Origin of the sequence: Streptomyces sp. NPDC051578, assembly GCF_044454045.1 — a bacterium.
In the GTDB taxonomy this organism is placed as follows: Bacteria; Actinomycetota; Actinomycetes; order Streptomycetales; family Streptomycetaceae; genus Streptomyces.
Map to the genome: position 1 here is coordinate 70,721 of NZ_JBITDH010000003.1, position 25,815 is coordinate 96,535.

At 73.6% G+C, this 25,815-nt stretch carries 27 protein-coding genes; 20 read left to right on the forward strand and 7 right to left on the reverse strand.

The annotated features are described in order from the left end of the window. The first annotated feature begins 12 nt into the window (after positions 1–12). The 4 genes from ACIA6C_RS16390 (at position 13) to ACIA6C_RS16405 (ending at position 3,348) form a co-directional block, all read left to right on the forward strand. The gene (locus ACIA6C_RS16390; protein ID WP_399276366.1) at positions 13–1,599 is read left to right on the forward strand and encodes a glycosyltransferase family 2 protein; all 1,587 of its coding nucleotides are present in this window, start codon (positions 13–15) and stop codon (positions 1,597–1,599) included. A gap of 110 nt (positions 1,600–1,709) precedes the next feature. Continuing rightward, positions 1,710–2,186, forward strand: a complete 477-nt coding sequence (locus ACIA6C_RS16395) for an LAETG motif-containing sortase-dependent surface protein (RefSeq protein WP_399276368.1) — start codon at positions 1,710–1,712, stop codon at positions 2,184–2,186. An 8-nt stretch (positions 2,187–2,194) separates the two neighbouring features. Beyond that, positions 2,195–2,839 (forward strand): RNA polymerase sigma factor, encoded by a 645-nt coding sequence (locus ACIA6C_RS16400; RefSeq protein ID WP_399276370.1) that lies wholly within the window; start codon positions 2,195–2,197, stop codon positions 2,837–2,839. Beyond that, positions 2,836–3,348, forward strand: a complete 513-nt coding sequence (locus tag ACIA6C_RS16405; RefSeq protein ID WP_399276372.1) for a hypothetical protein — start codon at positions 2,836–2,838, stop codon at positions 3,346–3,348. Before ACIA6C_RS16400 ends, ACIA6C_RS16405 begins: the two co-directional genes overlap by 4 nt. A gap of 9 nt (positions 3,349–3,357) precedes the next feature. Here ACIA6C_RS16405 and ACIA6C_RS16410 read toward each other — a convergent pair whose 3' ends face one another. Then, positions 3,358–3,822, reverse strand: a complete 465-nt coding sequence (locus ACIA6C_RS16410; protein WP_361125664.1) for a MarR family transcriptional regulator — start codon at positions 3,820–3,822, stop codon at positions 3,358–3,360. A 197-nt stretch (positions 3,823–4,019) separates the two neighbouring features. On the opposite strand from ACIA6C_RS16410, the gene ACIA6C_RS16415 reads away from it, so the two are divergent. The 3 genes from ACIA6C_RS16415 to ACIA6C_RS16425 all read left to right on the forward strand — a co-directional run bounded on the left by ACIA6C_RS16415 (position 4,020) and on the right by ACIA6C_RS16425 (position 7,422). Beyond that, on the forward strand, positions 4,020–5,237 hold the full coding sequence (locus tag ACIA6C_RS16415) for an MFS transporter (RefSeq protein WP_399276374.1): 1,218 nt from the start codon (positions 4,020–4,022) through the stop codon (positions 5,235–5,237). Positions 5,238–5,301: 64 nt separating this feature from the next. After that, complete coding sequence (locus tag ACIA6C_RS16420) at positions 5,302–5,724, forward strand: heme-binding protein (RefSeq protein ID WP_366079104.1); 423 nt, start codon at positions 5,302–5,304, stop codon at positions 5,722–5,724. Between the two features lie 63 nt (positions 5,725–5,787). Then, on the forward strand, positions 5,788–7,422 hold the full coding sequence (locus ACIA6C_RS16425; RefSeq protein WP_399276377.1) for a glycoside hydrolase family 20 protein: 1,635 nt from the start codon (positions 5,788–5,790) through the stop codon (positions 7,420–7,422). A 151-nt stretch (positions 7,423–7,573) separates the two neighbouring features. On the opposite strand, the gene ACIA6C_RS16430 is transcribed toward ACIA6C_RS16425, so the two are convergent. From ACIA6C_RS16430 to ACIA6C_RS16440, 3 genes are all read right to left on the reverse strand, one after another. Further along, positions 7,574–7,897 carry a DUF3040 domain-containing protein gene (locus ACIA6C_RS16430; protein WP_399276379.1) on the reverse strand — a complete coding sequence of 108 codons (324 nt, stop codon included), beginning with the start codon at positions 7,895–7,897 and terminating at the stop codon, positions 7,574–7,576. Between the two features lie 113 nt (positions 7,898–8,010). Next, positions 8,011–8,823: an endonuclease gene (locus ACIA6C_RS16435; protein WP_361125676.1), complete on the reverse strand. Its 813-nt coding sequence runs from the start codon at positions 8,821–8,823 to the stop codon at positions 8,011–8,013. A gap of 156 nt (positions 8,824–8,979) precedes the next feature. After that, entirely contained in the window at positions 8,980–9,792 is an 813-nt protein-coding gene (locus ACIA6C_RS16440) for a glutamate ABC transporter substrate-binding protein (RefSeq protein WP_366079106.1), read from the reverse strand. Between the two features lie 419 nt (positions 9,793–10,211). On the opposite strand from ACIA6C_RS16440, the gene ACIA6C_RS16445 reads away from it, so the two are divergent. Continuing rightward, on the forward strand, positions 10,212–10,754 hold the full coding sequence (locus tag ACIA6C_RS16445; RefSeq protein WP_366079107.1) for a TerD family protein: 543 nt from the start codon (positions 10,212–10,214) through the stop codon (positions 10,752–10,754). A 145-nt stretch (positions 10,755–10,899) separates the two neighbouring features. On the opposite strand, the gene ACIA6C_RS16450 is transcribed toward ACIA6C_RS16445, so the two are convergent. Then, positions 10,900–11,511 (reverse strand): TetR/AcrR family transcriptional regulator, encoded by a 612-nt coding sequence (locus tag ACIA6C_RS16450; protein ID WP_399276381.1) that lies wholly within the window; start codon positions 11,509–11,511, stop codon positions 10,900–10,902. A 178-nt stretch (positions 11,512–11,689) separates the two neighbouring features. Between ACIA6C_RS16450 and ACIA6C_RS16455 the strand changes: the two genes are divergently transcribed. The 5 genes from ACIA6C_RS16455 to ACIA6C_RS16475 all read left to right on the forward strand — a co-directional run bounded on the left by ACIA6C_RS16455 (position 11,690) and on the right by ACIA6C_RS16475 (position 16,362). Then, positions 11,690–12,670, forward strand: coding sequence for a phosphatase PAP2 family protein (locus tag ACIA6C_RS16455; RefSeq protein ID WP_399276382.1), 981 nt, complete (start codon positions 11,690–11,692; stop codon positions 12,668–12,670). Then, the gene (locus ACIA6C_RS16460) at positions 12,667–13,548 is read left to right on the forward strand and encodes a hypothetical protein (RefSeq protein ID WP_399276384.1); all 882 of its coding nucleotides are present in this window, start codon (positions 12,667–12,669) and stop codon (positions 13,546–13,548) included. Before ACIA6C_RS16455 ends, ACIA6C_RS16460 begins: the two co-directional genes overlap by 4 nt. A 133-nt stretch (positions 13,549–13,681) precedes the next feature. Further along, entirely contained in the window at positions 13,682–13,948 is a 267-nt protein-coding gene (locus ACIA6C_RS16465) for a GlsB/YeaQ/YmgE family stress response membrane protein (RefSeq protein WP_361125694.1), read from the forward strand. Positions 13,949–14,013: 65 nt separating this feature from the next. Continuing rightward, entirely contained in the window at positions 14,014–14,508 is a 495-nt protein-coding gene (gene rraA, locus ACIA6C_RS16470; protein ID WP_399276386.1) for a ribonuclease E activity regulator RraA, read from the forward strand. A gap of 201 nt (positions 14,509–14,709) precedes the next feature. Then, positions 14,710–16,362 carry a peptide-N4-asparagine amidase gene (locus tag ACIA6C_RS16475; protein ID WP_399276388.1) on the forward strand — a complete coding sequence of 551 codons (1,653 nt, stop codon included), beginning with the start codon at positions 14,710–14,712 and terminating at the stop codon, positions 16,360–16,362. Positions 16,363–16,415: 53 nt separating this feature from the next. On the opposite strand, the gene ACIA6C_RS16480 is transcribed toward ACIA6C_RS16475, so the two are convergent. Next, positions 16,416–17,102, reverse strand: a complete 687-nt coding sequence (locus ACIA6C_RS16480; protein WP_361125700.1) for a LysM peptidoglycan-binding domain-containing protein — start codon at positions 17,100–17,102, stop codon at positions 16,416–16,418. Between the two features lie 657 nt (positions 17,103–17,759). Between ACIA6C_RS16480 and ACIA6C_RS16485 the strand changes: the two genes are divergently transcribed. Genes ACIA6C_RS16485 through ACIA6C_RS16495 form a run of 3 tightly spaced genes read left to right on the forward strand, consistent with a single transcriptional unit; the run spans position 17,760 to position 20,553 of the window. Continuing rightward, positions 17,760–18,845: an S-(hydroxymethyl)mycothiol dehydrogenase gene (locus ACIA6C_RS16485; protein ID WP_361125703.1), complete on the forward strand. Its 1,086-nt coding sequence runs from the start codon at positions 17,760–17,762 to the stop codon at positions 18,843–18,845. A gap of 46 nt (positions 18,846–18,891) precedes the next feature. Next, positions 18,892–19,659 (forward strand): PIG-L family deacetylase, encoded by a 768-nt coding sequence (locus ACIA6C_RS16490; RefSeq protein WP_361125705.1) that lies wholly within the window; start codon positions 18,892–18,894, stop codon positions 19,657–19,659. 60 nt (positions 19,660–19,719) lie between these two features. After that, entirely contained in the window at positions 19,720–20,553 is an 834-nt protein-coding gene (locus ACIA6C_RS16495; protein WP_399276392.1) for an enoyl-CoA hydratase/isomerase family protein, read from the forward strand. 58 nt (positions 20,554–20,611) lie between these two features. On the opposite strand, the gene ACIA6C_RS16500 is transcribed toward ACIA6C_RS16495, so the two are convergent. Continuing rightward, complete coding sequence (locus ACIA6C_RS16500; RefSeq protein ID WP_399276394.1) at positions 20,612–21,535, reverse strand: SDR family oxidoreductase; 924 nt, start codon at positions 21,533–21,535, stop codon at positions 20,612–20,614. 532 nt (positions 21,536–22,067) lie between these two features. Here ACIA6C_RS16500 and ACIA6C_RS16505 point away from each other — a divergent pair. The 4 genes from ACIA6C_RS16505 to ACIA6C_RS16520 all read left to right on the forward strand — a co-directional run bounded on the left by ACIA6C_RS16505 (position 22,068) and on the right by ACIA6C_RS16520 (position 25,804). Further along, positions 22,068–23,042 carry an NADPH:quinone oxidoreductase family protein gene (locus ACIA6C_RS16505; RefSeq protein ID WP_399276396.1) on the forward strand — a complete coding sequence of 325 codons (975 nt, stop codon included), beginning with the start codon at positions 22,068–22,070 and terminating at the stop codon, positions 23,040–23,042. Beyond that, positions 23,039–24,226, forward strand: coding sequence for an acyl-CoA dehydrogenase family protein (locus tag ACIA6C_RS16510; protein ID WP_399276398.1), 1,188 nt, complete (start codon positions 23,039–23,041; stop codon positions 24,224–24,226). Before ACIA6C_RS16505 ends, ACIA6C_RS16510 begins: the two co-directional genes overlap by 4 nt. Further along, the gene (locus ACIA6C_RS16515; RefSeq protein ID WP_399276400.1) at positions 24,223–25,335 is read left to right on the forward strand and encodes an acyl-CoA dehydrogenase family protein; all 1,113 of its coding nucleotides are present in this window, start codon (positions 24,223–24,225) and stop codon (positions 25,333–25,335) included. The genes ACIA6C_RS16510 and ACIA6C_RS16515 overlap by 4 nt, the downstream gene beginning before the upstream one ends. Before the next feature lie 100 nt (positions 25,336–25,435). After that, on the forward strand, positions 25,436–25,804 hold the full coding sequence (locus tag ACIA6C_RS16520) for a tyrosinase family oxidase copper chaperone (protein ID WP_399276402.1): 369 nt from the start codon (positions 25,436–25,438) through the stop codon (positions 25,802–25,804). Positions 25,805–25,815: the final 11 nt, after the last annotated feature.

The following is a 25,815-nucleotide window of genomic DNA, read 5'->3' on the forward strand; positions in this document are numbered from 1 at the left end:
TATGCTCATCGCATGCACCGCACGTCCGACCCCGACATATCCGTGATCATCGCCGTCTACAACGCGATGCCCTACCTGGGCGAATGCCTCGAATCGATCGTGGGGCAGACGCTGGGCGCGGAGCGGATGGAAGTCATCGCGGTCGACGACGGATCGACGGACGGCAGCGGCGCCGAACTCGACCGCCACGCCGCCCGGCACCCGTGGTTCCGCGTGCTGCACCAGGAGAACTCCGGCGGCGCGGGCGCCCCGCGCAACCGGGCGCTCGACCTGGCGCGGGGCCGCTACGTCTTCTTCGTCGACGCCGACGACCACCTGGGTCCCGAGGCACTGGAACGGCTGCTGGCCATGGCGGACGCCCATGACAGCGACCTCGTCCTGGCCAAGCAGGTCGGTCTCGGCCGGCCCGTGACGGAGAAGCCCTACCGGCACACCGAGCGTGCGGACCTGTACACCTCGGAGGTCTACCGGTCGCTGCACTCGGCCAAGCTGGTGCGCCGCCGGATCATCGAGGCGGGACGGCTGCGCTACCCGGAGGACCTCTGGTACGGCGAGGACCAGCTCTTCGTGACGGAGCTCTACCTGGCCGCGGGCAGGATCTCGGTGGTCGGCGACTACGACTGCTACTACCTGCGCCGCCGCGACGACGGGCAGAACCTCACCTCCCGCGAGCGGACCGCACACGAGACCGTCACGCACATCGAGCGCGTCATGGCCCTGGTCTCGGCACGGGTGCAGGACCCCGTGGGCCGGCGCCGGATGCTGGGACGGCACTTCCGCAGCCTGCTGAGCACCGCCCTGCGCCCGGCCGTCGTGGCGCGCCACCGCGACCCCGGCTTCACCGCGGAGGTCTACCGGCGGGCGCGGGCGCTGGTGGAGACGTACTGGACGCCCGACATGGGCGGCGAGCTGGCCCCCATCGACTGGATCCGGCTGTACGCCTTCGCCTGCGGCCCGCTGCCCGCCTTCGAGCAGCTGGTCGAGTACGACCCCGCGAAGGGGCCGGCGCCGCGCGACACGGTCGAGAACGGCCGGGTGTACCGCTGCTACCCGCTCTTCCGGGATCCGGCGGCGGGCCTCCCGGACGTCCTGTACGACGTGACCGACCGGCTCAAGGCACGCCACCACCTGGACTCGATGAGCTGGAAGGGGCCCGTGCTGCGGCTCACCGGGCACGCCTACATCCCCACCCTCGCAACCGACCGGCTGGAGAGCGAGATCGTGCTGCGCGCCCGGGAGACGGGCGCCGAGCACACCGCCCCGCTGCTCGCCCGCCCCGCGCCGGAACTCGCCGCGGGCGATCCCGAGCTGACCATGGCGGGTTTCCTCGCCGAGCTCGACCTGGCCACGCTCGCCGGGGGCGCCCCGATCGCGCCCGGTACCTGGGACTGCTTCTTGAACGTACGGGCCGACGGTGTCACGCGCACCGTCAGGCTCGGCCGCCGGCACGCCCCGGAGCTGGACCGCACGGCCCGCCGGCCGCGGGTCCTCGCCACCGACCCGGGCGGCGCCACGGAACTCGCGGCGTCCCCCTTCTTCACCGGCTATGGCAACCTCAGCCTCGAAGTGGTCCGCCGGATCCCGCTTCCGGTCGCGTGAAACTTTTTCCGGAACGGCGGCAACCTCGCGGACAGTCGCGCGTCGTGCGGGGTGTAGGGCGTAGTTCCGCGTCCTCGTCCCGACCGCACGACCGTGGGAGAACCACCGTGATGAACCTCAAGCGCGCCACCACCTCCGCCGGCCGGGCAGCGCTCGTCACCGCTGCCGCCGCCGGGGTGGCCGTCGCACTCGGCGGCCCGGCCCTCGCCGCAGCGGGAACGCCGTCCGCCGCACCGGCGCCCGTCGTCACCAGCGCCGCGCCGACGCCCGCGCCCAGCCACCCGCCGATGGGCACCGCCACCCCCAGCGCGTCCCCGAGCGCGCCCTCCAGTGCGGTTCCCACGGTGCCGGGCGGCACCGCCACCCCCAGCGCGGCCCCGGCCGGATCCGCCACCCCGACGGTCGCGCCGGGCAGCGGCACCCCGAGCGCCGCGCCGTCGGCGGGGCCCTCCGGGGCGCCGGCCGGCTCCGAGCTCGCGCACACGGGTTCCTCCTCGACCACCATGGCCCTCGGGGCCGGGGCCGCCGGGCTCATAGCCGTCGGAGCCGGCGCCCTGTACACGGTGCGGCGCCGCGCCGGCAACTGAGGACCCCCGTGCTGCACCTCGCCCCGGCGACGAGCCCCTTCGCGCCCGGCTCCGGCCGGGCGCGCAGGGGCCTGTGGTCGTTCCTGCTGCGCCGCGACGTCCCCGCTCCGGCCGCCCCCGCGCACCGGTTCCCGTACGAGCGCACGGGGCCCGCGGGCACACCGGCCCCGCCCACCGTCACCGACCTCTACCACGCGCACCGGCTGGGCATGGTCCGCCTGGCGGTGCTGCTCGTGGACGACCTGGCCACGGCCGAGGACGTGGTCCAGGACGCCTTCACCGCCCTGTACCGGCGGCACGGCGAGCAGATCGAGGGCGTGGACAACGCGCTGGGCTACCTGCGTACCGCGGTGGTCAACACCTCGCGCTCGGTGCTGCGCCGCAGGCGGACGGCCCGCGCCTGGATCCCGCCCGTCACGGCGGACGTGCCCTCGGCCGAGGCATCCGTCGTGCTCGGCGAGGCGCACCGCGAGGTACTGGCCGCCCTGGGCCGGCTGACTCCGCGCCGCCGCCAGGTGCTGGTGCTGCGGTACTGGGCGGAGCTCAGCGAGGCGGAGATAGCCGACACCCTCGGGATCAGCCGCGGCGCGGTGAAGTCGAACGCGAGCCGCGCCCTGGACGCGCTGGAACGGATTCTGGAGGGACGGGTATGACGCACGACGGCGAACGCCCGGTCGAACACCGGCTGCGCGAGGCCCTGGGGGCGCGGGCGGACACGGTCACCGTCCGGGACCTGCGGCCCGCCGATCCGCCGGGCCCGTCCGAGCGCCGGCCGGTGGCCGCGGTGTGGCTGCGGCGCCTGACCTGGTCGGCCGCCGGGCTGGCCGGCGCAGCGGCCGCGGTGACCGGGTACCTGGTACTGGGGCCCGAGCACGGGCCGGTCAGGCCGGTGCCGCCCGCGGCGCCCGCCGAGATCCCTTCGCCGACGCCGAGCCCGACGGTGTCTTCCCCCGGGCCGAGCGAGGAGCCATCGCCCGTGCCCTCGCCGTCCGCGACCAGGCTGCCGCCCCCGCCCCCGCACACGACACCGACCGCACCCGGCACGGGCGCGCCTTCGGCATCGCCGTCGCGGCCCGCTCCGCCGTCCACCCGCCCGGCGTCGGTGTCGCCGACGCCCATGGGCTCCGGCGAGCCCTCGCGGGGCGGCAGCGGGAAGCCGTAGCCTCGGGGTTCAGCCGGCGGTGGCCGTGCGGGTGTTCTGCACGGCCGCCACCAGCGGGGCGAGTTCGGGGACCCCCGCCGCCGCGTCGAGCGCCTCGCGCAGGGCGGCGTCGTTCGTCGGCCGGGCCTCGGCGAGCAGGCTCAGGCCCGCCGCGCTGACGTCGGTGTAGATGCCCCGCCGGTCGGTGTCGCAGATGTAGCGGTTCAGCAGTCCGCGCTCCTCCAGCCTGCTGACGAGCCGGGTCGTCGCGCTCTGGCTGAGCACCACCGAGTCGGCGACCTGGTGCATCCGCAGGTGGCCGCCCGGCCCGTCGTGCTGGCGGCTGAGCACGTCCAGCAGCGAGTACTCGCGCACGCTCAGCCCGTGGGCGGCCTGGAGGGCCCGCTCGATGTGGGCCTCGATGCGGCCGTGCAGGAGGGAGAGGGCGCACCAGCCCTGGGAAAGGGCGGTGAGTGCGCTGTCGGTGGCCGTCATGGGCCTCTCCTTGGGTGCGTTCCGCTGGGTACACCACCAGGATATGCGACGCATGCAATAGCCCGCGCTTGCAATTAACCAGCGTCTGCAATTAATGTGGACGCATGTAAGCGGCGTGGGCAATTATGCACCTCGCCGGCGGCCGCGGCCGCAGCCGCCACCGCACCACCCCCTCCCCGGAAGGGCAGCACCCCCTCATGCCTCTCGCACTCCTCGCCCTCGCCATAGGCGCCTTCGGGATCGGCACGACCGAATTCGTGATCATGGGCCTCCTCCCCGAGGTCGCCACCGACTACGGCGTCACCATCCCGACGGCCGGCTTCCTCGTCACGGGCTACGCCCTCGGTGTCGTCCTCGGCGCCCCCCTCATGACCGTCCTCGGCACCCGCGTCCCCCGCAAGCGGATGCTGATGCTGCTCATGGGCCTCTTCATCGCGGGCAACGTCCTCTCGGCGCTCGCCCCCGCCTTCGGCGTCATGCTCGCCGGACGCGTCGTCGCCTCCCTCGCCCACGGCGCCTTCTTCGGCATCGGCTCGGTCGTCGCGGCCGGACTCGTCGCCCCGGAGAAGAAGGCCGGCGCCATCGCCATGATGTTCACCGGCCTGACCGTGGCCAACGTGGTCGGCGTCCCCCTCGGCACCCTCGTCGGGCAGACCCTCGGCTGGCGCGTCACCTTCATGATCGTGGCCGCGCTCGGCGTGCTCGGCCTGCTCGGCATCGCCAAGCTGGTCCCCGAACTGCCCCGGCCCGAAGGCGTCCGCATCCGTCACGAGATCGCCGCGTTCCGCAACGTCCAGGTCCTGCTCGCCATGGCGATGACCGTGCTCGGGTTCGGCGGGGTGTTCGCCGCCATCACCTACATCACCCCGATGATGACCGAGGTCGCCGGCTTCGCCGACACCTCCGTCACCTGGCTGCTGGTGCTCTTCGGCCTCGGAATGGTCGCCGGCAACCTCATCGGCGGCCGGTTCGCCGACCGCGCGCTGATGCCGATGCTGTACGTCTCGCTCGGGGCGCTGGCCGTCGCCCTGTCGCTGTTCACCCTCACCGCGCACGACAAGGCGGCCGCCGCCGTCACCGTCGTCCTCATCGGCGCCCTCGGCTTCGCGACCGTGCCGCCGCTCCAGAAGCGGGTCCTCGACCAGGCCGCGGGCGCCCCCACGCTCGCCTCCGCCGTCAACATCGGCGCCTTCAACCTCGGCAACGCGCTCGCCGCCTGGCTCGGGGGGCTGGTCATCGCCGCCGGACTCGGCTGGACCGCCCCGAACTGGGTCGGCGCCGCGCTGGCCGCCTCCGCGCTCGTCCTCGCCCTCGTCTCGGGCGCGCTGGAGCGGCGTACGGGCGCACGCGCGGCCACGAGCCGCGTCGTGACGGGCGCCGCTCCCGAAAGCGCCGCCGTCCCGGCTCACCACTGATCCGATCCCCATCCGCCCGATCCCCATCCGCCCCACCCCCACCCGATCCACCAGGAGCCCCGCCATGTCCGCCACCACCGCAGTCGCCCCCCTGACCACCGGGGACGCCGAGGTCCTCCTCGGCGCCGCCCGCGAGGCCGCCGAAGCCGCCGGGATCGCGGTCAGCGTCACCGTCCTGGACGCGGGCGGCCACCCGCTGGCCTTCCGCCGCGACGACCGGGCCGTCCTGATCTCCGGCGAGACCAGCACCCGCAAGGCCTTCACCGCACTCCAGCTGAACGCGCCGACCGCCGACCTCACCGACGCCGTCCTGCCCGGCGGCCCCTTCCACACCCTGCCCACCGCCCTGGACCGGCCGCTGCTGTTCATCGCAGGCGGCCTGCCCGTCCACCGCGGGGGCCGCCTCGTAGGGGCCATCGGCGTCGGCGGCGGCGCCCCCGCCCAGGACCACGACGTCGCGGCCGCCGCACTCGCCGCGCTGATCTGAGCGCGCCCCTCCCGGTCGCGCCGCACCGTTCCCCGTGCCACGTTGGTACGGGGAAAACGGTGCATGATGCGAGAGAACAGGCAGTACAGGAGGGCCCACGCCATCGCGACGGCCACGGTCGCCGCGCTGGTCACCCTCGCCGTTCCCGGATGCGCCGGCGGCGGCCGGGGCGAAGCCGGCGCCGCCCCTTCGCCACCCGCCACCACCGGTTCCGGGGCGGCCACGGCGGCGCCCACCTCCTCGCCTCCGACGCCCAGCCCGTCCTACCCGCTGTCCGCCGCCCCGCGCGTCATCCCCGCCGTACGGGAGCACGTCCCGGCCCACGGACCCGGCTGGAAGCCCGCCTCCGGTGCCCGCGTGGTCATCGCGCCCGCCGACCGCTCGGCCCTCTCCGACGAAGCCCGGCTCCTCGCCGGTGAACTCGGCCTCGGCTTCGCGGAGTCCGCCGCCCCGCGCCCCGGTGACGTGCAACTCGCCCTGGACGCCGGCCGGTCCGGGAAGCCGGAGTCGTACACCCTCACCGTCCAGGGCGGCCGGGTCAAGATCAGCGGCCCCGACGAGGCGGGGGTGTTCTACGGGACGCGGACCCTCAAGCAGGAGATACGCACCGCCGGTTCGGCGCCCGAAGGCACCGTCCGTGACGCCCCCGACCGGCCCCAGCGCGGCCTCAACCTGGACATAGCCCGCAAGAACTTCACCCCGGACTGGATCGAGGCCAGGCTCCGCGAGATGGGGGACCTCAAGCTCAACCAGCTCGGCCTGCACTTCTCCGACGACCAGGCCTTCCGGATCCAGTCCGACACCCACCCCGAGATCGTCTCCGACCCCCACCTGACCAAGGCCGACGTACGCCGCATCACGGCCCTGGCCGCGAGCCGGCACATCACCGTGGTCCCGGAGATCGACTCGCCCGGCCACCTCGGAGCGGTGCTGCGCACCCACCCCTCACTCCAGCTGCGCGACGTCCAGGGACGGGCCGTCAAGGGCGCCGTCGACATATCGAACCCGGCGTCGGCGAAGCTGGTGGACGAACTGCTGCGCGAGTACCTGCCGCTGTTCCCCGGCGGTGCCTGGCACCTGGGCGCCGACGAGTACCAGGCACTGGTCGTCCGCGACCCGCAGGCCTCCTTCCCGCAGCTCGCCGCCGCGGCGCGGCAGCGCTACGGCCCCGGTGCCCGCGTGCAGGACCTGGCGACGGGCTGGCTCAACGACCGGGCCGCCGTCGTCCGTCCCTCGGGCAAGGCGCTCAAGGCGTGGAACGACGGCTTCTTCGCCGGGGGAGTGGTCGCGGCCGCCCCGGACCTCCAAGCCGAGTACTGGACGGGCAAGGAGAACGGCGCCCGGCCGCCGCTGGCCTACCTGCAGGCCGGGCGCAAGGTGGTCAACCTCAACGACGAGTACCTGTACTACGTGCTCGGCCAGCCGAACCAGTTCACGTACCCGACCGGCCGCCGCATCTACGAGCAGTGGACCCCGCTCGTACTGCGCGGCACCGCGGCGGTGCCCGCGCGGTACGGTCCGCAGGTGCTCGGAGCCCGGCTCGCCGTCTGGTGCGACCTGTCCGGCGCCCAGACCCAGGCGCAGGTGGCCGACGGGATACGGATGCCGCTGGCGGCCCTGTCCCAGAAGGTCTGGGACCCCCGGCCCCCGCAGCTGTCCTGGACCGCCTTCCAGACCCTCGCGGGCAAGTTGTCGTAGCCGGGCTGTCTTAGCCGGGCTGCCTTAGCCGAGCTGCCGTAGCCGGGCTGTCTTAGCCGAGCTGCCGTAGCAGGGAAGGCCGTTGCGGCCTTGTGGCCGGGGTCTCGTGGATGCACGTAGATCTCATGCATCCACGTGCGTCCACGTTCGTTCAGGGGGCCTCGCGGGCTTCGCGGCCGAGGGTGCGGTCCCGTTGCTGCCAGCGCCGCCTGATCCACTGGCCCAGGAGCGGCAGGGCCGTGACCACGGTCACGATCCACGTGGCGGCGAAGGCCCAGATCAGCGGCTGCGACACGGTCACCGAGGCGGCGACCAGCAGGGCGACGGTCAGCCCCCCGAGCAGACAGGCCGCCACGGCGTGATGCCGGCGGTGTCCGGACCGCAGGCGGCGGTCCAGGGAGCGGTCACCCTTGAGTTGGGCTTCGATCGCCGAGAGGGCTCGCCTCTCGCGGTCGGAGAGTCCGGCTCCGTCCATGACGACGTACCTCCACGGGCTGCCCGCCGGGCGCGGGCCGCAGCCTCTGACCTGCGAATACCCGGTCTGGGGCGGGCCAATCCCGTGGAGGACGTCATGGTGGGCTCCGCGCGTCACCAGATGGAGTTGACCCACTCCGGGTGGTCGATGAACGGGTTCCGGTTGTGCTGGTAGGTGTCGAAGATGACCTGGTTGCGGCGCTGCTCGAAGGCGTCCGGCGGATCCATCTGGTTCCACTGCTTGAGCACGCTGATCCGTCCGATCGCGGGCGCCGAACCGTTGTCGACCTTGTCGTTCGGTTCCAGGTCCGGGAAGCCGTCCCCGCCGTCGTAGCGGACGGCCATGTAGAGCAGCATCCGCGCCACGTCGCCCTTGACCGCGTCGCGCGGCTCGAAGGAGTCGGAGTCGGTGTAGCTGCCGGGGGCCTCGGCGACCGGGCTGCCGCCCATGTCGAAGTCCTTGTTGCCGCGCGTGCTGTTGACGGTGACGTCCTCCGGCCGCAGGTGGTGCAGGTCGGTGCCGGGGCCGGTCGCCGTCCCGAAGTCGCCGTGGCTCTTCGCCCAGACGTGTTCGCGGTTCCAGTCGTTGGGGTTGCCGCCGTTGGTGTTCTTCGGCTGGGAGCGGCCCGAGTAGACCAGGATGACGTTGTTCGGGTTGGCCGGGTCCTGGTCGGTGACCTTGAGGGCGTTCCACACGCCGTCGTAGGTGACCGTGGACTGGTTCTTGATGATCCCGTGCAGCGCGCTCTTCAGCGCCGCGCCGGTCTTGCCCTGGGCCGCCGCGTAGTAGTCGGCGGTGGTGGCGGCTGCTGCGGCGTGGGGAATCGCCGCCGTCCGCTGCTGTCCGGCCGAGGCGGTGGCCGGTATGAGTGCCAGGGCGGCGGCGGTGACACCGGCGGCCCAGGGGGCGAGGCGGGAGAATCTCATGACGTGGGGGTACCTCTCCACACGCACCGTCCCCGCCGGGCGGTTGGCGGGGTGTCAGGTGGCAGATCGAGGCTCACATTGTCATGTATCGAACAGATGAAGGCCAGGTGTCGGGAGGGGGTCCGGCCCTGGTGGGCGCCGGGGCCGGACCATGCGTCAGCTGCCCGAGGTCACCTGCGGCGCGGGCTCGTACTTGTAGTTGGCCGGGCCGAAGTTCTTCTTGACCGCGGCGTCCCAGGAACCGTCCGAGACCATCTTCGTCAGCGCGGCGTTGATCTTCCGCTGGAGGTCGGCGTCGCCCTTCTTGAGGCCGATGCCGTAGTTCTCGTTGCTCAGGTTCAGGCCGAGCAGCCTGAACTTGCCCTCGTTGCCCTTCTGGGCCGCGTAGCCGGCCAGGATCGAGTTGTCGGTCGTCATCGCGTCGGCCTGGTTGTCCTGGAGGGCGACCAGGCAGTCCGAGTAGCTGCCGAGCTCCAGGACACTGGCCTTGGGGGCCAGCGTCTTGCGGACGTTCTCGGCCGAGGTGGAACCGGTCACCGAGCACAGCCGCTTGGAGTTGAGGTCCTCGGCCTTGGTGATCGACGTGTCGGTGGAGCGCACGAGCAGGTCCTGGTGCGCGACGAAGTAGGGGCCGGCGAAGTCGACCTTCTCCTTGCGCTTGTCGCTGATCGAGTAGCTGGCGGCGACGAACTTGACCTCGTTGTACTGGATCAGCAGCTCCCGGTCGGAGCTGTACACCTGCTTGAACTCGATCTCGTTCGGCTTGTAGCCGAGCTCCTTCGCGATGTAGGTGGCCACGTCGACGTCGAACCCGGTGTACGTGCCGTCGGCCTCGCGCATCCCGATCCCGGGCTGGTCGAACTTGATGCCGATCGCCAGCGGCTCCTTGGCGCTGTCACCGGCACAGCCCGTGGCGGTGGCGGCGAGGGCGATCACTGCGACGACCGCACCGGCCTTGGGAACCTTCATGCTGCACTCTTTCCTGGGATCGCGGATCACGCGGGAGCGGGGACGTACCGGTGCCGGGTACGGCACGGAGTACGGGGCGGCACGCAGTGCGGAGCACGTGCGGAACCACACGGTCCGCAAGGCGCGTGTATGAGGAAGCTAGGAAGGTGACGGGCACACCGTCACTACATCTGAGGGAAATTTGAGGATAACGATCCGGCTCGGCCGCAGATCCTGTCGTCCCGCAACTCCTCGGCACGTGACGTCAGATGGGCATTGCGGTCATTCCATGACGGGTCGCATGTGTTCGGGGTGAATGCCTTGTAATCGGGCGCGAGGGGTTCGGCGCGGATCGAGGCGGTAACGACGTTCGCTCCGCCGTGATCACCGGTACGTGACAGCATGGCCGGGCCATGACCGGTGAGCGGAGGGGGAGTTCGGTGAGCGGAGTACGCAAGAGCCTGGCCAAGGTGGAGATAGCGCTGCGCTGGGATCCCAGCCCGGCCGGCACGCCCGCGCACGACCTGGACATACTGGCCGCCGTGTACGACTCGGCGGCCCTCTACGGGGACCCCGTCTACCTCGTGCACTTCGGCAGCCGCGCACCCGACGGCACGATCACGCTCGACCGGGACAGTGAAACCGGGCAGGGGCTCGGCTTCGACGAGGTGATGACCCTCGAACTGAACCGGCTGGCCGAGGGGCTCGGCCGGGTGGTCGTGGGGGTGGTGATCCAGGACCCCGGGCCCGAAGGCGCCCGTACGAAGACCTTCGCCACCGTGGCCGGTACGGGACTGCGCATCCGCGAGGGCTACACCGAACTGGCCCGCTCCGACTTCGCGGACGTCGGCGGGTTCAGCGCCGCGACCGTCGCCGAGTTCCTGCGGGACCCCTCGGGCGGCTGGTCCCTGGACGCCCGCCCGCGCGGCTTCGACGCGGACCCCGAGCAGTACACGCGGCTGATGGCGGCGCCCCGGCCGTGAGGCGGGCGCCGCTCCGCACAGATCGGGCGGCGGCCACTCGCCGTGCGAGTGACCGCCGCCCGGTCCGGGTGGCGCGCTGCCGCCGTCCCCACGAGGCAGCGCGGGCAGGTCTCCGTCCGGTCATCGGGGACGGTGGCCCACCGGTCTAGGGGGTGGTGCCCGGGGTGATGCCGAGCGAGGGGAGCAGGGCCGCGTCCACGAAGCGCACGAGGTAGTCGGCGTCGGCGTAGCGGCCCTCCAGCACCGGCCTGATCCGCAGGACGCCCATCAGCTGGGCGGGCAGGAACTCCAGCGCCGGATGGTCCGCGGTGATCTCGCCGCGCGTCACCGCCCGCGCCACCATCGCGTCGAACGCGGCCAGCTCGGGCTCGACCAGCGCCTCGCGCAGCGCCGCCTGGAGCTCCTCGTCGCTGAGGACCGCGTGCCCGAGGGCCTGGGTGAGCCGCGTGTCGCGGCCCGAGGTGCCGGCCGCGATCCGGGCCGCCTCGCGCAGGTCACCCGCGAGGGTGCCGGTGTCGACGGCGGCGAGGGTGCCCTGCCGGTTGGCCCGCAGGGCGGCGGCCACCAGCCGGGGCTTGGTCTTCCACTGCCGGTAGAGCGTGGACTTGCCGCAACAGGCCCGGGCGGCGACGCCCTCCATCGTCAGGGCCTCGTAGCCGTTCTCGCGCAGCTGCTCCAGGACGGCGTCGTAGAACTCCTGCACCCGCTCCGGGCTGATCTTGGAGCGGCGCGCGGAGGCCGGCGCTGTCTGCGTCATGGGTGCGGCCCTCCTCGGCGGCGTGGTCCGTAGGTCGAGTGTACGGCTACGCCAGCGTATCGGTACACCGGCGTATCGATACGCCAATGTATCGATACACTGGCGTGTCGATGTGTGACGGCCCGACCGGACGAGCTCCGCCCGGCCGCCCGCCGAGCAGAGGAAGCGAGACCGTGGGATGACCACCGAGACCACCCCCGCGGAGCCCCCCACCGGTCCACCCGGACGCGGGCGGGAGCGGCGCCGGCTCCTGCGCGAGCTGCTGCTCGTCGCGGGACTCTTCACCGTCTACAAGGCCGGCCGGATGCTCTCGACCGGCCGCACCGACGAGGCCTTCCGCAACGCCGCGCGGATCTGGGACGCCGAACGCGCGCTGCACCTGCCCGGCGAGGGCGCGATACAGGGGCTGCTGCTGCACGGCGACACCCTCATACGAACGGCGAACAGTTACTACGCGGGCGTTCACTTCCCCGCGACCGCCCTGTTCCTCATCTGGCTCTACGTCCGCCGCCCCGGCCACTACCTGTGGACCCGCCGGGTGCTCGCGGTCCTCACCGGAGCCGCCCTCGCCCTCCACCTGGCGTTCCCGCTGGCCCCGCCGCGGATGCTCCACGCCGCCGGACTGGTCGACACCGCGCAGGTCTACGGGCCCACCGTCTACCGGGCCGCGCCGGCCACCGACACCCTGGCCAACCAGTTCGCCGCCATGCCCTCCCTGCACTTCGGGTGGGCGCTGATGCTGGCCCTCGGCATGATCGCGGCCACCCGGTCCCGGTGGCGGTACCTGTGGCTGCTGCACCCGCTGGTGACGCTGCTCGTGGTGGTCGGGACGGCCAACCACTACTGGCTCGACGCGATCGTCGCCGCTGCCCTGCTCGGGGCCGCGCTGCTCCTCGTCCCGCGGCCGGTCGCGGGTGGCTCCCGGATCGCCGCCGGGTCCCCGGCCGGTGCGTCCCGTGGCGCGGTGCTGCCCGAGGCGGTGTCCTCGGAGGTCTCAGAGGTGGTTTCCTCCGAGGCCGGGTACTCCGAGGCGGCGTCGCCCGCGGCCGTCTCCGGGGCCGCCGTCCCCGACGGGGTGTCCGCTGCCCGGGCGGCCGTGCCCGGACCGCGCCGGGGCCGGGCCGGGTCCGTACCCGCGGGCGCCGGGAGCCGGCGATGAACGCCACCGCCCTCGCGGTCGCGCTCTGCCTCGCCTCCGCCGTGGCCTACGCGGCCGCCGCCGTCGCACAGGAACGCCTCGCCCGCCGCGCCGTCGCCCGCAGCGCCGCCGCACTGCTCGGCAACGGCGCCTGGTGGTGGTCGGCCGGGCTGAACGCCGCGGCCGCGCTGCTGCACGCGGCCGCCCTGCGCTACGGGCCGCTCACCCTGGTCCAGCCGCTGGGCGCCCTCACCCTCGTCGCGGCCGTCCCCCTCGGGGCGCGCGGGGCCGGCCGCAGGGTCGCGGCCACCGAGTGGCGGGGCACCCTGGCCACCGTCGCGGGGCTCGGTCTGCTGCTCCTGCCGGCGTCCGGACCCGCCCCCGACGACACCCTCACCCTGGCCGAGGCCCTCGCCGTGTCCGGCGCGACCGCCGCCGTGATCACCCTGCTGACCCGGGGCGACGTCCGTTCCGGGCTGCGGCACGCCACGGCCTCGGGGCTGGCCTCCGCCGCCGCCTCCGCACTGACCCAGACCGTGGCGGTGGCGGGCGGCCGGGGAGGGTCCCTGCTGAGCCTGCGGGTGGTCACGGTGGCGCTGCTCGTCGTGGTCTTCGCCGTCGGCGGCATGCTCCTGTCACAGCGGGCCTACCGGGGCGGGCTCGGCGCCCCGCTCGCCGTGGTCAACCTGTCCAACCCCCTCGCGGCCGCCGCCATCGGCATGGTCCTGCTCGGCGAACGGCTCCAGGGCGGCGCGCTGGGCGTCCTGCTGGCCACCGCGGGCGCGCTGGCCGCGGCGCGCGGGGTGCTGCTGCTGACCCGGACGAGCTCCGGCGACCGGGTGGCCGACCCGGTGCCCGCGACCGCCGCCGCCGCACCGGCCGGCCGGGTCGCGGCATGAGCGGTACGAGCGGTACGAGCGGTACGAGCGGTACGAGCGGTATGGGGGCGCGAGAGAACCGATCGCGCCCGCTTCGCGTCCTCCTCCCTGAACGCGCGAGAGAGCGTGCACGAACGAAGCGGAGTGAGCGGGCATGGGCATCATCGGCTGGATCATCCTGGGGCTGCTGGCCGGCGGCATAGCCAAGCTGCTGCTGCCCGGCCGGGACCCGGGCGGTCTCATCGGGACCACCCTGATCGGCATCGCCGGTGCCTTCATCGGCGGATGGCTCTCCGCCAAGTTCCTCGACAAGTCGATCGAGAACCACTTCTTCGACGCCGCCACCTGGGGTTCCGCCATCGCCGGCTCGCTCGTCCTGCTGATCGGCTACCGCCTCCTGTTCGGCAACTCCCGCCGCTGACCGCGGCCGGGCCGGTGCCTACGCTGGTCACCGCGCGACGTACCCAGCGAAGGAGCCGGAGCCAGATGACCGTCATGCCGATACCGACCGCCGACCTGTACGACCAGTACGGAGAGGCCCTCGGACTGTGCACCACCGCCTTCCGCCGGATCGGCGGCCGCGCGGTGTTCGCCGGACCGGTGCGCACCCTCTCCTGCCACGAGGACAACGCCCTGCTGCGGGAGCTCGTCAACACGCCGGGCGAAGGCGCCGTGCTCGTGGTCGACGGCGGCGGCTCCCCGCGTACCGCGCTCGTGGGCGACCTCATCGCCGGCGCGGCGTACCGCAACGGCTGGGCCGGACTGATCATCAACGGCTCGGTCCGGGACAGCGAGGCCCTCGGCCGCCTCGACCTCGGCATCAAGGCCCTGGGTACGATTCCGCGCAAGAGCGGCAAGACGGGCGCGGGCGCCGTCGACGAGCCCGTCACCATCGGCGAGGTCACCTTCCGTCCCGGAGACACCGTCTACGCCGACGACGACGGGGTGGCGGTCCTCCCGGCCGGTTCGCCCGCCGCCTGATCCACCGGTTCGCCCGCCGCCCGCGGCGCCCGCGCCCGCCGCCCGCGGCGCCCGCGCCCGCCGCCCGACCCGCCGCGGCGCCCACGCCTGATCCGCCCGGGGCGTCCGCCCGCGGCCCCTCCAGCCGGGGGACGACATCCGGCCAGTGCCGCACCGCGCGCCCTGGCGTCCGCGGGCCCGGCCGGGTTTCACTGCGGGCCCATGAGACGACACAGGATCATGGGCCTGCTGGGCGCGCTCGCGCTCGCCGCGGGCACCCTGGCCGCCGCGGGACCCGCGAGCGCGGCCACGGCGGGCGCCGCCACCACATCCACCACGGCCCCCGGCGACGGCCGGCCCGGGGCAGACCCGCCCGCCGAGTTCGGCACCGACTGGCACGACCCCCTCACCGCCGCCCCGCCCGTGACCCGGCCCGGGACCAGGTCCTGCCAAGTGACCCTGGCCGAGGCCCAGTTCCGCGACTTCACCCCGTACCGGGGCAGTTACGCACCCCCCACCGGCTGCGGTCGGGGCGACTGGGCCGAAGTGGTGCTCCGCCTCGACGGCAAGGTCAAGGGCCGCCAATACGACCGCCTAGGCAACCTCAGCGTCGGCGGAGTCGAGATCCTGAGCACCTCCACCCCGGAACCCTCGCCCGAGGGCATCACCTGGTCCGTCGAGAAGGACGTCACCCACTACCGGGACACCCTCAGTCGCCCGCAGCCCGTGGAGATGCTGATCGGCAACGTCGTCGACGACACGTACACCGGTGTCATCGACGTCAAGGCCACCCTCACCTTCTATGCCGCCGAAGGCCGCACCCGGGCGGCCGCCACCCCCGACCGGGTCATCCCGCTCACCACCCCGCCCGTGACCATCCCGCGCAACACCGAACGGCTCCTCGCCGAGGTGTACGCCACCGGTTCGGGCGGCGGGTGCGAGGAGTTCTGGTACCTCACCACGCCCGACGCCGCCCCGTACTCCTGCAAGGCGGCCGACGGCCCCTACCGCGAGGTCCGCGTACTGGTCGACGGCCAACTGGCCGGCCTCGCCGCACCGTTCCCCACCGTCTGGACCGGCGGCTGGTCCAACCCGTTCCTCTGGTACGTCACCCCCGGCCCCCACGCCTTCGACGTCCAGCCCCTGCGCTACGACCTCACTCCCTACGCGGCGCTCCTCAACGACGGCCGCCCGCACCGCATCGAGGTGTCCGTGGCCGGTGTCCCGGCCGGGCAGAGCGGCTGGAGCACCCCGGCGAACCTGCTGCTGTGGCAGGACCGGGGCCGTGCGGTGGTCACCGGCGCCCTCACCCGGCACGAGGAGAGCGATCCGGCCAACTCCGTCCACTGGACGCCCGGGACCGAGCACCGGCTCGACACCGAGGCGGGCCACTCGCTGACCGTCGCCGGGCGCCTCGACACCTCCCACGGCCGGGTCACGACCACGGTCGCCCGGACGGTGCGCAACACCTCGGTGCACCGCTGGACCGAGGGCGAGAACCTCGACGCGCTGTCCGCGCAGTGGACCGACGAGGAGACCGTGTCCCACGGGGAGTCCGCCACGACGACCCGGCGCACGTACACGATGGACGGCGAGACCACCCTGGGCGCGGGGGACCGGCTGCGCACCGTCCTCTCCCTCGGCGACCGCGCCGACACCGCCACCCTGCGCGGCGGCCGCCAGGTCGGATGGTCGCACCTGGAGGACACGTACGCCGGAGACGCGAGTTACACCGCCAACGTCCCGCGCGAGCAGCGGCACGCCGTGGGCACCACGATGGTGCACTACCGGCTGTCCGGGTCCGGAGCCGGCTGCTACGACCGTACGGTCGCCACCGCGCAGGGCGTGCTCACGCAGGACCGCCGCCGCTGCTGACGCAGACCGCCCGGGTACCCGTACATCGGGTACCCGGGCGGGGAAGGGCCTCGTCAGTACGGGCCGTTGACGTTGTCGATCGAACCGTAGCGGGCTGCCGCGTAATTGCAGGCGGCGGTGATGTTTGCGACCGGGTCGTAGGAGTCCAGCGAGGTTCCCGGCACGTGATAGGTGCGGAAGGTCGGGTCGATGACCTGGAGCAGCCCCTTGGACGGGATGCCGGCCGCGGCGTTGGAGTCCCAGTTGTTGATCGCGAGGGGATTGCCGGAGGATTCGCGCATCACATTGCGCAGAATTCCGTTGTAGCTGCCGGGAATGCCGTGCTGGGCCATGATGTCCAGCGACTGGCGTATCCAGCCGTCGAGATTGTTGGCGTAGGAGGTGGCGGGCCGCGCCACGGCCTGGACCGCCGTCGCCGTCTTGGCGGCCGTCTTGGGCGCCGTGCGGAGGGTCAGCTTGATGCCGGGCCGGATGATCGAGGGATTGGCGCCGACGACGCTCTTGTTCGCCTCGTAGAGCTGCTGCCAGCCGCCTGCGACGGAGTGCGAGGCCGCGATCTGCGAAAGGGTGTCACCGGCGACCACGGAGTACGTGGTGGGAGCGGCGGTGGTCTCCGTCGCGCCGGCCGTGGTCGCACTGACCAGCGGGAGGGCGAGGGCCGCTCCGCCCGTGCCGGCCACGGCCAGCTTGCGGGCGATCGGGTGCTGCTTCGGCCGTCGGTGCTTACCCTTTGGGCGCATGGCGCAATTCCTCACGTGGGGGTACGGGAGAGCCCTGGTGGCGACCGGTTTCGGGGGGTGGCCACTGGGAACGAGGGTGACCGTAGGCGAATCCGGGCGACCGGAACAAGGCGTGAATTCCGCCGGGTGATCGACTTGTCGCGCGATGCCGGGTAAATGACCTTGGGAATGCGTTCCCCGGAAAGCCAACTTTCTTTCCGGGGAAAGGGAATCGGGCCTTTCTCGAAATTGATGTTGGCGCGCCCCGAGTGACTCACATCACGAGCGGACGGGACCTTCGTCAAACCGGGGCAACTCCCCCCTCCGGGTGCCGGATTCGGACGACACGGCCGTTATGCGCGAATCGCCCATCAGGGACCTATTCCGGCATGCCGAGCCCCCGATCGCGCGTCATCAGCGCCGACCGCTGAGAACCGATCACCCTCTTCGTCCCCGCCCCGGCCTCCGCCGGGCCCGGGGATCCCCGGGGGACCCCCGGGCCGGCCGGGAGGAGGTACTGCGCCGCGACGCCCAAGCGCCCTGGACCACCGCCGTACCCGGAACGCCCTGCCCCCGTGCCGGCCGGATCCCGCGCCACCGGGTGACGCAACTCCCGTACGAGGCGCCGTCCGTGTACGTTCGATCATCCGGACAGAGCCGACCAGAGCGGGGTACGAAGTGACGCATCGCGTACGAGGGGTCATCGCGCGGACCAAGGGCGCGCCGGTGGAGACGACCACGATCCTCGTGCCGGACCCGGGCCCCGGCGAGGCGCTGGTCAAGGTGCAGGCCTGCGGGGTCTGCCACACCGACCTGCACTACCGCGAGGGCGGGATCAACGACGAGTTCCCCTTCCTCCTCGGCCACGAGGCGGCCGGGATCGTGGAATCGGTCGGCCCCGACGTGACCTCCGTCGCCCCCGGTGACTTCGTCGTCCTCAACTGGCGGGCGGTGTGCGGCGACTGCCGTGCCTGCCGGCGCGGCCGCCCGTGGTACTGCTTCGCCACGCACAACGCGGCGCAGCCCATGACCCTGGAGGACGGCACCCCGCTCTCCCCGGCCCTGGGCATCGGCGCCTTCGCCGAGAAGACCCTGGTGGCGGCCGGGCAGTGCACCAAGGTCGACCCGGCCGCCTCGCCCGCCGCGGCCGGGCTGCTGGGCTGCGGGGTGATGGCGGGCCTGGGCGCCGCCCTGAACACCGGCAACGTCGGCCGGGGGGACTCGGTCGCCGTCATCGGCTGCGGGGGAGTGGGCAGCGCGGCCGTGGCGGGCGCCCGGCTGGCCGGCGCCTCCCGCATCATCGCCGTCGACCTCGACGACCGGAAGCTGGAGTGGGCGCGGGGCCTGGGCGCCACCCACACCGTCAACGGCCGCACCGAGGACGTGGTCAAGGCCGTGCAGGAGCTGACCGGCGGGAACGGCGCGGACGTGGTCATCGAGGCCGTGGGCCGCCCCGAGACGTACCGGCAGGCCTTCTACGCCCGCGACCTCGCCGGAACCGTGGTGCTCGTCGGCGTCCCCACACCGCAGATGCAGCTCGAACTCCCGCTCCTGGACGTCTTCGGGCGCGGCGGAGCGCTCAAGTCCTCCTGGTACGGGGACTGCCTGCCCGAACGCGACTTCCCGATGCTGATCGACCTCTACCTCCAGGGCCGGCTCGACCTGGACGCCTTCGTCTCCGAGACGATCGCGCTGGACGCGGTCGAGGCGGCCTTCGAGCGGATGCAGCGGGGAGAGGTGCTCCGCTCGGTGGTCCTGATCTGACACAGCCGACGGGGGCCGGGCCCGGGGTTCGCTTATTGTGCGGGACATGAGCGAACAACAGGCCCCGCAGCCCGCCCCCTTGCAGCCCATGCCCACCGACTGGCAACGCGCCCTGGCGGTCGTCGCCCACCCCGACGACCTGGAGTACGGCTGCGCGGCCGCCATCGCCGACTGGACGGACGGCGGACGGGAGGTCGTCTACCTCCTGGCCACGCGGGGCGAGGCGGGCATCGACACCATCGCACCGGCCGAATGCGCCTCGGTGCGCGAGGCGGAGCAGCGGGCGAGCGCGGCGGTCGTCGGGGTGTCGACCGTCGAGTTCCTCGACTACCGGGACGGCGTCGTCGAGTACGGGCTCGGCCTGCGCAGGGACATCGCCGCGGCCATCCGCCGCCACCGTCCCGAACTCGTCATCACCCTCAACCACCGGGACACCTGGGGCGGCGCGGACGGCGGCGGCGTCTGGAACACCCCCGACCACAAGGCCGTCGGCCGGGCCGCGCTGGACGCCGCGGGGGACGCCGGGAACCGGTGGATCTTCCCCGAACTCCTTGCGGAGCAGGGCCTTGAGCCCTGGAACGGCGTGCGCTGGGTCGCAGTGTCGGGCACCACCACGCCGACCCACGCGGCCGATGCGGGCCCCGGCCTCGAACGCTCCGTCGAGTCCCTGCTCAAGCACAAGGCGTACATCGAGGTGCTGACCGACCAGGATCCGGAGGAATACGTCCGCACCTTCCTGACCGGCAACGCCGAGCAGGTGGCGCCCCGGTTCGGCGGCCGGCCGGCGGTCGCGTTCGAGCTCTTCCCGCGCTGACCGGCGCCCGGCTAGGCTGACGGACCGTCAGCAGGTCGGCCTAGGGTGATCGGGGTAGCGGTGATCGACACCACCAGTACGGACATCGCGCGCGGCGAGGAGCGGATCCGGCTGGAGGTGGCGGACGCGGTCGCCGTCCTCACCCTCTGCCGCCCGGACCGGCTCAACGGGTGGAGCTGGGAGTCCACCCGCCAGCTGGGCCTGCTGGCCGACCGGATCCGCTTCGACCCGCGCGTACGGGTGGTCCTGCTCCGGGCCGAGGGCAGGGCGTTCTGCGCCGGGATCGACGTCAAGGCCCCGGGCGGCCACATCACGGGGGAGAGCCCCGCCGAACGGACCCGGAACTACTACGAGGGCATCCGCTGGGTGCACGAGCGCTTCGCGGTCCTCGCCGGGCTGCCCCAGCCGGTGGTCGCCGCGGTGCAGGGCTACTGCCTCGGCTTCGGCTTCGAGCTCGCCCTGATGGCCGACATCCGGTTGGCTGCCGAGGACGCCGTCTTCGCGCTGCCCGAGGCGGGCCTGGGGGTCGCGGTGGACGCGGGCGGCGACCTGCGCATCGCCCGCGACGCGGGCGCGGGCTGGGCGAAGTTCCTCGCCCTGACGGGCCGCCGCATCGACGTCGCGACCGCGGAACGCCGGGGCCTGGTCCAACTGGTCGTACCGGCGGCCGAGCTCGACGCCACCGCCCGCGCGGTGGCCGCCGAGATCGCCGCCAACGCACCCCTGGCCGTCCAGGGCATCAAACGGGCCGTCGACGCCTACGCGGACGCGGCCCTCCCGGCGGCCCTGGACCGGGCGGCGATGACGGCGGCCCTCACCCTCACCTCGCGCGACGCGAGCGAGGGCTACGGAGCGAAGGCCGCCCGCCGGCCGCCGCACTTCACCGGAACGTGAACCGCCGGCGCCACCCGCCGGCCACCGCCGCCCACCGCCCGCCGACCGCCTCACCGGCTCACCCGGTGAACGGGCCGCGCCCCATCTGCTCCCGCACCGGCACGACGTCCGGGTTCACCAGGGACCGGCGTTGCCAGTTCGCGCCGTCGACCACCAGGGTGTGCCCGGTGACGAAACGGGCGTAGGGGGAGGCCAGGAAGGTGGCGGCCCAGCCCAGTTCGCGCGGCTCCCCGACGCGCAGGGCCGGCTGCCGGGCGGCCAACCCGCCGCCGCCTCCGACCCCGCCGCCCCCGGCCTCCGCCCGGTCCAGGCCGTCGCGGATGTCCCCGCTCATGTCCTCGTGCGGGAACAGCCCCGGCACCAGGCCGTTGATCCGGATGCCGTACGGGCCCCACTCGACGGCGAGGGTCTCCACCAGGTTCTTCACCCCCGCCTTCGCGGCGGCGCTGTGCGCGAAGCCGGGGCCGCCGGTCCAGGCGTAGGAGGCCCCGACGCTGACGATCGACCCGGGCGCGCCGGCCGCGAGGTGGCGCCGGCCGAACTCGCGGGTCATGAACCAGGTGCCGGTCAGGGTGGTGTCCACCACCGCCCGCCAGGCGTTCGGCGACAGGTCCTCCGCCGGACAGGGGAAGTTGGCGGCCGCGTTGTTGACCAGGACGTCCGGTGTCCGACCGGATGCCGCCGCGGCCGCGTCGAAGACCTCCGCGACCCGTTCGGGGTCCCGGATGTCACAGACGGCGGCCGTCACCCGGCCCGCCCCGGGGACGGCGGCCAACTCCGCGCACGCCGCCTCCAGCGGCGCCGGGCGGCGCCCGGCGACCACCACGTCCGCGCCCAGTCGCGCGAACTCCGCGGCGATCGCCTTGCCCAGCCCCGTCCCGCCGCCCGTCACGAGGACCGTCTGCCCCGCGTACGTCCCGGCGGGCAGGGCGGAGGCACCGGAGGGCGGCTGCGCGGGAAGCCCGCGCGGAAGGTTCTTCACGCGCCCATCGATAGCGTGCGGGCGTCCAGATCACCATCCCCGCTGCCTGGGTTCCTGCTGCCGCGGCTGACTCCCGGGGTTGTGGGCCTGGTCGGTCGCGGACGTCCACACGACCGGCTTGAGCCTGCCGCCCGAGTTCACCGCCGCCCCTCCCACCCGCCCGTCGGCCATGCGGCACCCGCCCGCCGCGAGCCGGGCCGGCGCCCTGACGGGACCGGCGCCCGGCCCCAGCCGCGCCCGGTCCGGCAGGGTCGGCTGCCTGGGTGGCAGTCCTGCCGTGACCATGGTGGCGGCGGCCGTGCCGCGCCGCGTCGGACGCGAACGTCACTCATCGCTGGGGTCCCCCCTGAGGTGCGCGTTCCGGTGTCATGTCCCCCTGACACCTGCCGGTTGTGCGCCGGTAGCGGCGGAGTGCGCCCGGAGAGGCGTGCGGATCATCTCGATACGGCGGGCGCAACCGTTCCCAAACAGGCAAGCGACCGCTTAGTATGCGCTCGGAGTGTGGTTCCTCGACGGCGGCTGGAGGCCCCGGATGCAGGCATGGCGCGTACATACCCCCGGCGAGCCCCGCGAGGCCATGCGCCTCGAAGAGGTTCCCGAACCGGTGCCGGGCGAGGGCGAGGTGCGGCTCAAGGTACTCGCGGCGAACGTCAACTTCCCCGACGCGCTGCTCGCGCGCGGCCAGTACCAGATCCGGCCGCCGCTGCCCTTCACCCCCGGCGTCGAGATCTGTGGCGAGACCGGGGACGGCCGCCGCGTCATCGCCAACCCGAGCCTGCCGCACGGCGGTTTCGCCGAATACGTCACCGCGCCCGCGCACGCCCTGCTGCCGGCCCCCGACACCCTCGACGACGCCGAGGCGGCCGCCCTGCACATCGGCTACCAGACCGGATGGTTCGGTCTGCACCGCCGGGCCCGCCTACGAGCCGGCGAGACCCTGCTCGTGCACGCCGCGGCCGGCGGGGTCGGCAGCGCCGCCGTCCAGCTGGGCAAGGCCGCCGGGGCCACCGTCATCGGCGTCGTCGGCGGCAAGGCAAAGGCCCGCACCGCCGAGGAGCTGGGCTGCGACCTCGTCATCGACCGCACGGGCGAGGACATCGTCGCCCGCGTCAAGGAGTTCACCGGCGGCCGCGGAGCCGACGTGGTCTACGACCCGGTCGGCGGTGACGCCTACACTGCCTCCGCCAAATGCGTGGCCTTCGAGGGCCGGATCGTGATCGTCGGCTTCGCCGGCGGTACCGTCCCCGCCCCCGCCCTCAACCACGCCCTCGTCAAGAACTACGCCATCCTCGGCCTGCACTGGGGCCTGTACGCCGCCAAGGACCCGGCCGCGGTCCTCGCCTGCCACGGTGAACTCACCCGCCTGGCCGCCGAGGGCGCCGTCAGGCCCCTCGTCAGCGAACGCGTCCCGCTCGCAGCGGCTGCCGACGCCGTACAGCGCGTCGCCGACGGCACCACCACCGGACGGCTGGTCGTCGTACCGTCCCTCGACGGAGGTACCCGGTGATCACCACCGAGGAACTGCTCACCCGCGTCCGCGACCTGCTCGCCGCCCACCCGCCCGCCACCACCGCCCCCGCCGACTTCCTGCGCGCCCGCTTCGACGCCGGACTCGCCTGGGTGCACTACCCGGAGGGCCTCGGCGGCCTCGGCGCACCCCGCGCCCTGCAAGCCGTCGTGGACGGCGAACTGGAGGCCGCCGGAGCCCCCGACAACGACCCCCGCCGGATCGGCATCGGCCTCGGCATGGCCGCGCCCACGATCCTCGCCTACGGCACCGAGGAGCAGAAGCGGCGCTTCCTGCGGCCCTTGTGGCTCGGCGAGGAAGTCTGGTGCCAGCTCTTCAGCGAGCCCGGCGCCGGCTCGGACCTGGCCGCGCTCGGCACCCGCGCCGTCCACGACGCGGCGAGCGACGAATGGACCGTCGACGGCCAGAAGGTGTGGACCTCCAGCGCCCACACCGCCCGCTGGGCCATCCTCATCGCCCGCACCGACCCGACCCTGCCCAAACACCAGGGCATCACGTACTTCCTGTGCGACATGCACGCCCCCGGCGTGGAGGTCCGCCCCCTGCGCCAGATCACCGGCGAGGCCGAGTTCAACGAGGTGTTCCTCACCGGGGTCCGCATCCCCGACAGCCACCGGCTCGGCGCCGTCGGCCAGGGCTGGGCGGTCGCCCGCACCACCCTCATGAACGAACGCGTCTCCATCGGGGGCATGCGCATCCCCCGCGAAGGCGGCATGATCGCGCCCGTCGCAGCGGCCTGGCGCGAACGCCCCGAACTGCGCACCCACGCCCTGCACCAGCGGCTGCTGGAACTGTGGGTCGAGGCCGAGGTGGCCCGGCTCACCGGCGAACGGCTGCGCCAGCAGCTCGCCGCGGGACAGCCCGGCCCCGAGGGCAGCGGCATGAAACTCACCTTCGCCCGCCTCAACCAGGAGATCAGCGGCCTGGAGGTGGAACTCCTCGCGGAGGAGGGGCTCCTCTACGAGGACTGGACGATGCGCCGCCCCGAGATCGTCGACTTCACCGGCCGGGACGCCGGCTACCGCTACCTGCGCGCCAAGGGCAACAGCATCGAGGGCGGCACCAGCGAAATCCTCCTCAACATCGTCGCCGAACGCGTCCTGGGCCTGCCGCCCGAGCCGCGCGACGACAAGGACCTCGCCTGGAAGGACCTGGCCCGATGAGCGCACCATTCGACCTGCTCTACTCCGAGGCGGAGGAGGAACTGCGCTCCGCCGTACGGGCGCTGCTCTCCGACCGGTGCCCGCCCGCGGCGATCCTCGGCCGGGCCGAGAGCGGCCGGCCCCACGACCCGGGGCTCTGGAAGACCCTCGCCGCCGGGATCGGGGCCGCCGGGCTCCTCGTCCCGGAGAAGCTCGGTGGCCAGGGCGCCGGTCACCGCGAGGCGGCGGTGGTGCTGGAGGAGCTGGGCCGGGCCGTGGCGCCCGTCCCGTACCTGACCAGCGGTGTCCTGGCGACGGAGATCCTGCTCGGCTGCGACCCTTCCTCCGCCGAAGTGGCCGCGCTGCTGCGGGAGGTGGCCTCCGGCCGACAGGTGTGCGTACCGGCGGTGCCGCTGACCCTGGCCCCCGGCGCCGCGCTGCCGGCGCCCGTACACGACGCGGGCGACGGGGTGCTGAACGGCTCCGTGGGCTTCGTCGCCGACGCGGTGGCCGCCGACGTGCTGCTCGTCCTCGCCGCCACCGGCCTGTACGCCGTGCCGGTGGCGGAGGTCTCGCTCACCCCGCTCGTCCCGCTGGACCTCACCCGCCCGCTCGCCACCGTCGTCCTCGACGGCGCCGCCGGGACCCGGCTCGCCGACCACGCCACCGCGCGGGCTGCCGTCGCCGGGGCACTGCTCGCCGGTGCCGGGCTGCTCGCCTCCGAGCAGGTGGGCATCGCCGAGTGGTGCCTGACCGAGACGGTGGCCCACGTCCGCACCCGCCACCAGTTCAACCGGCCCATCGGCTCCTTCCAGGCGCTCAAGCACCGCCTGGCCCGGCTCTGGCTCGACGTCGCCTCCGCCAGGGCCGCCGCCCGCGCGGCCGCCGACGCCCTCGCGACGGGCACCGCCGACGCACCGCTGACGATCGCGGTCGCCCAGGCCTACTGCTCCCACGTCGCGGTGCGGGCCGCCGAGGAGTGCGTCCAACTGCACGGCGGGACCGGGATGACCTGGGAGCACCCGGCGCACCTGTACCTCAAGCGGGCCAAGGCCGACTCGGCCGCCCTGGGAACGGCGGGCCACCACCGCAGCCTCGTCGCCGACTTCGCCGAACTCCCCGCGCCGTAGCCCGTTCCCCGCACCCCTGGGGTACTCGTTCCCCAGGGGTGACCTCGTCCGCCGGACCGCGTTAGACCGCGTAGCACGGGCCATCGAGCGAGGAGAACGCATGCACGCAGCATCCGCCGCACCACTCACCCGTCGCGCGGTCCTCCGTTGCGCCTTCACCGCGGCGGTGCTCGCCGGAACGGCAGCGGCCCTGGCACCCGTCCTGCGCGCCCGGCGCCCCCGCCAGACGCTCACCCCGGCCCCGCTGGTGGAGGAGTCGTACCGCGGCCGCCACATCAGCGTGGACCCCGTCCTGGCCGCGGTGCGCATCGACGGGCGGCCCCTGCACGTGATGCGCCGGGCCGACGGCAGCTACCTGAGCGGGATCAACCACTTCCAGTCCTTCGCCACCCCGATGGAGCTGGCCCGCGCGGCCGTGGACGAGCTGGGCACCACGCAACTGGCCATGGCCGCCCCCCACCACGGCTGACGGCAGGAGTC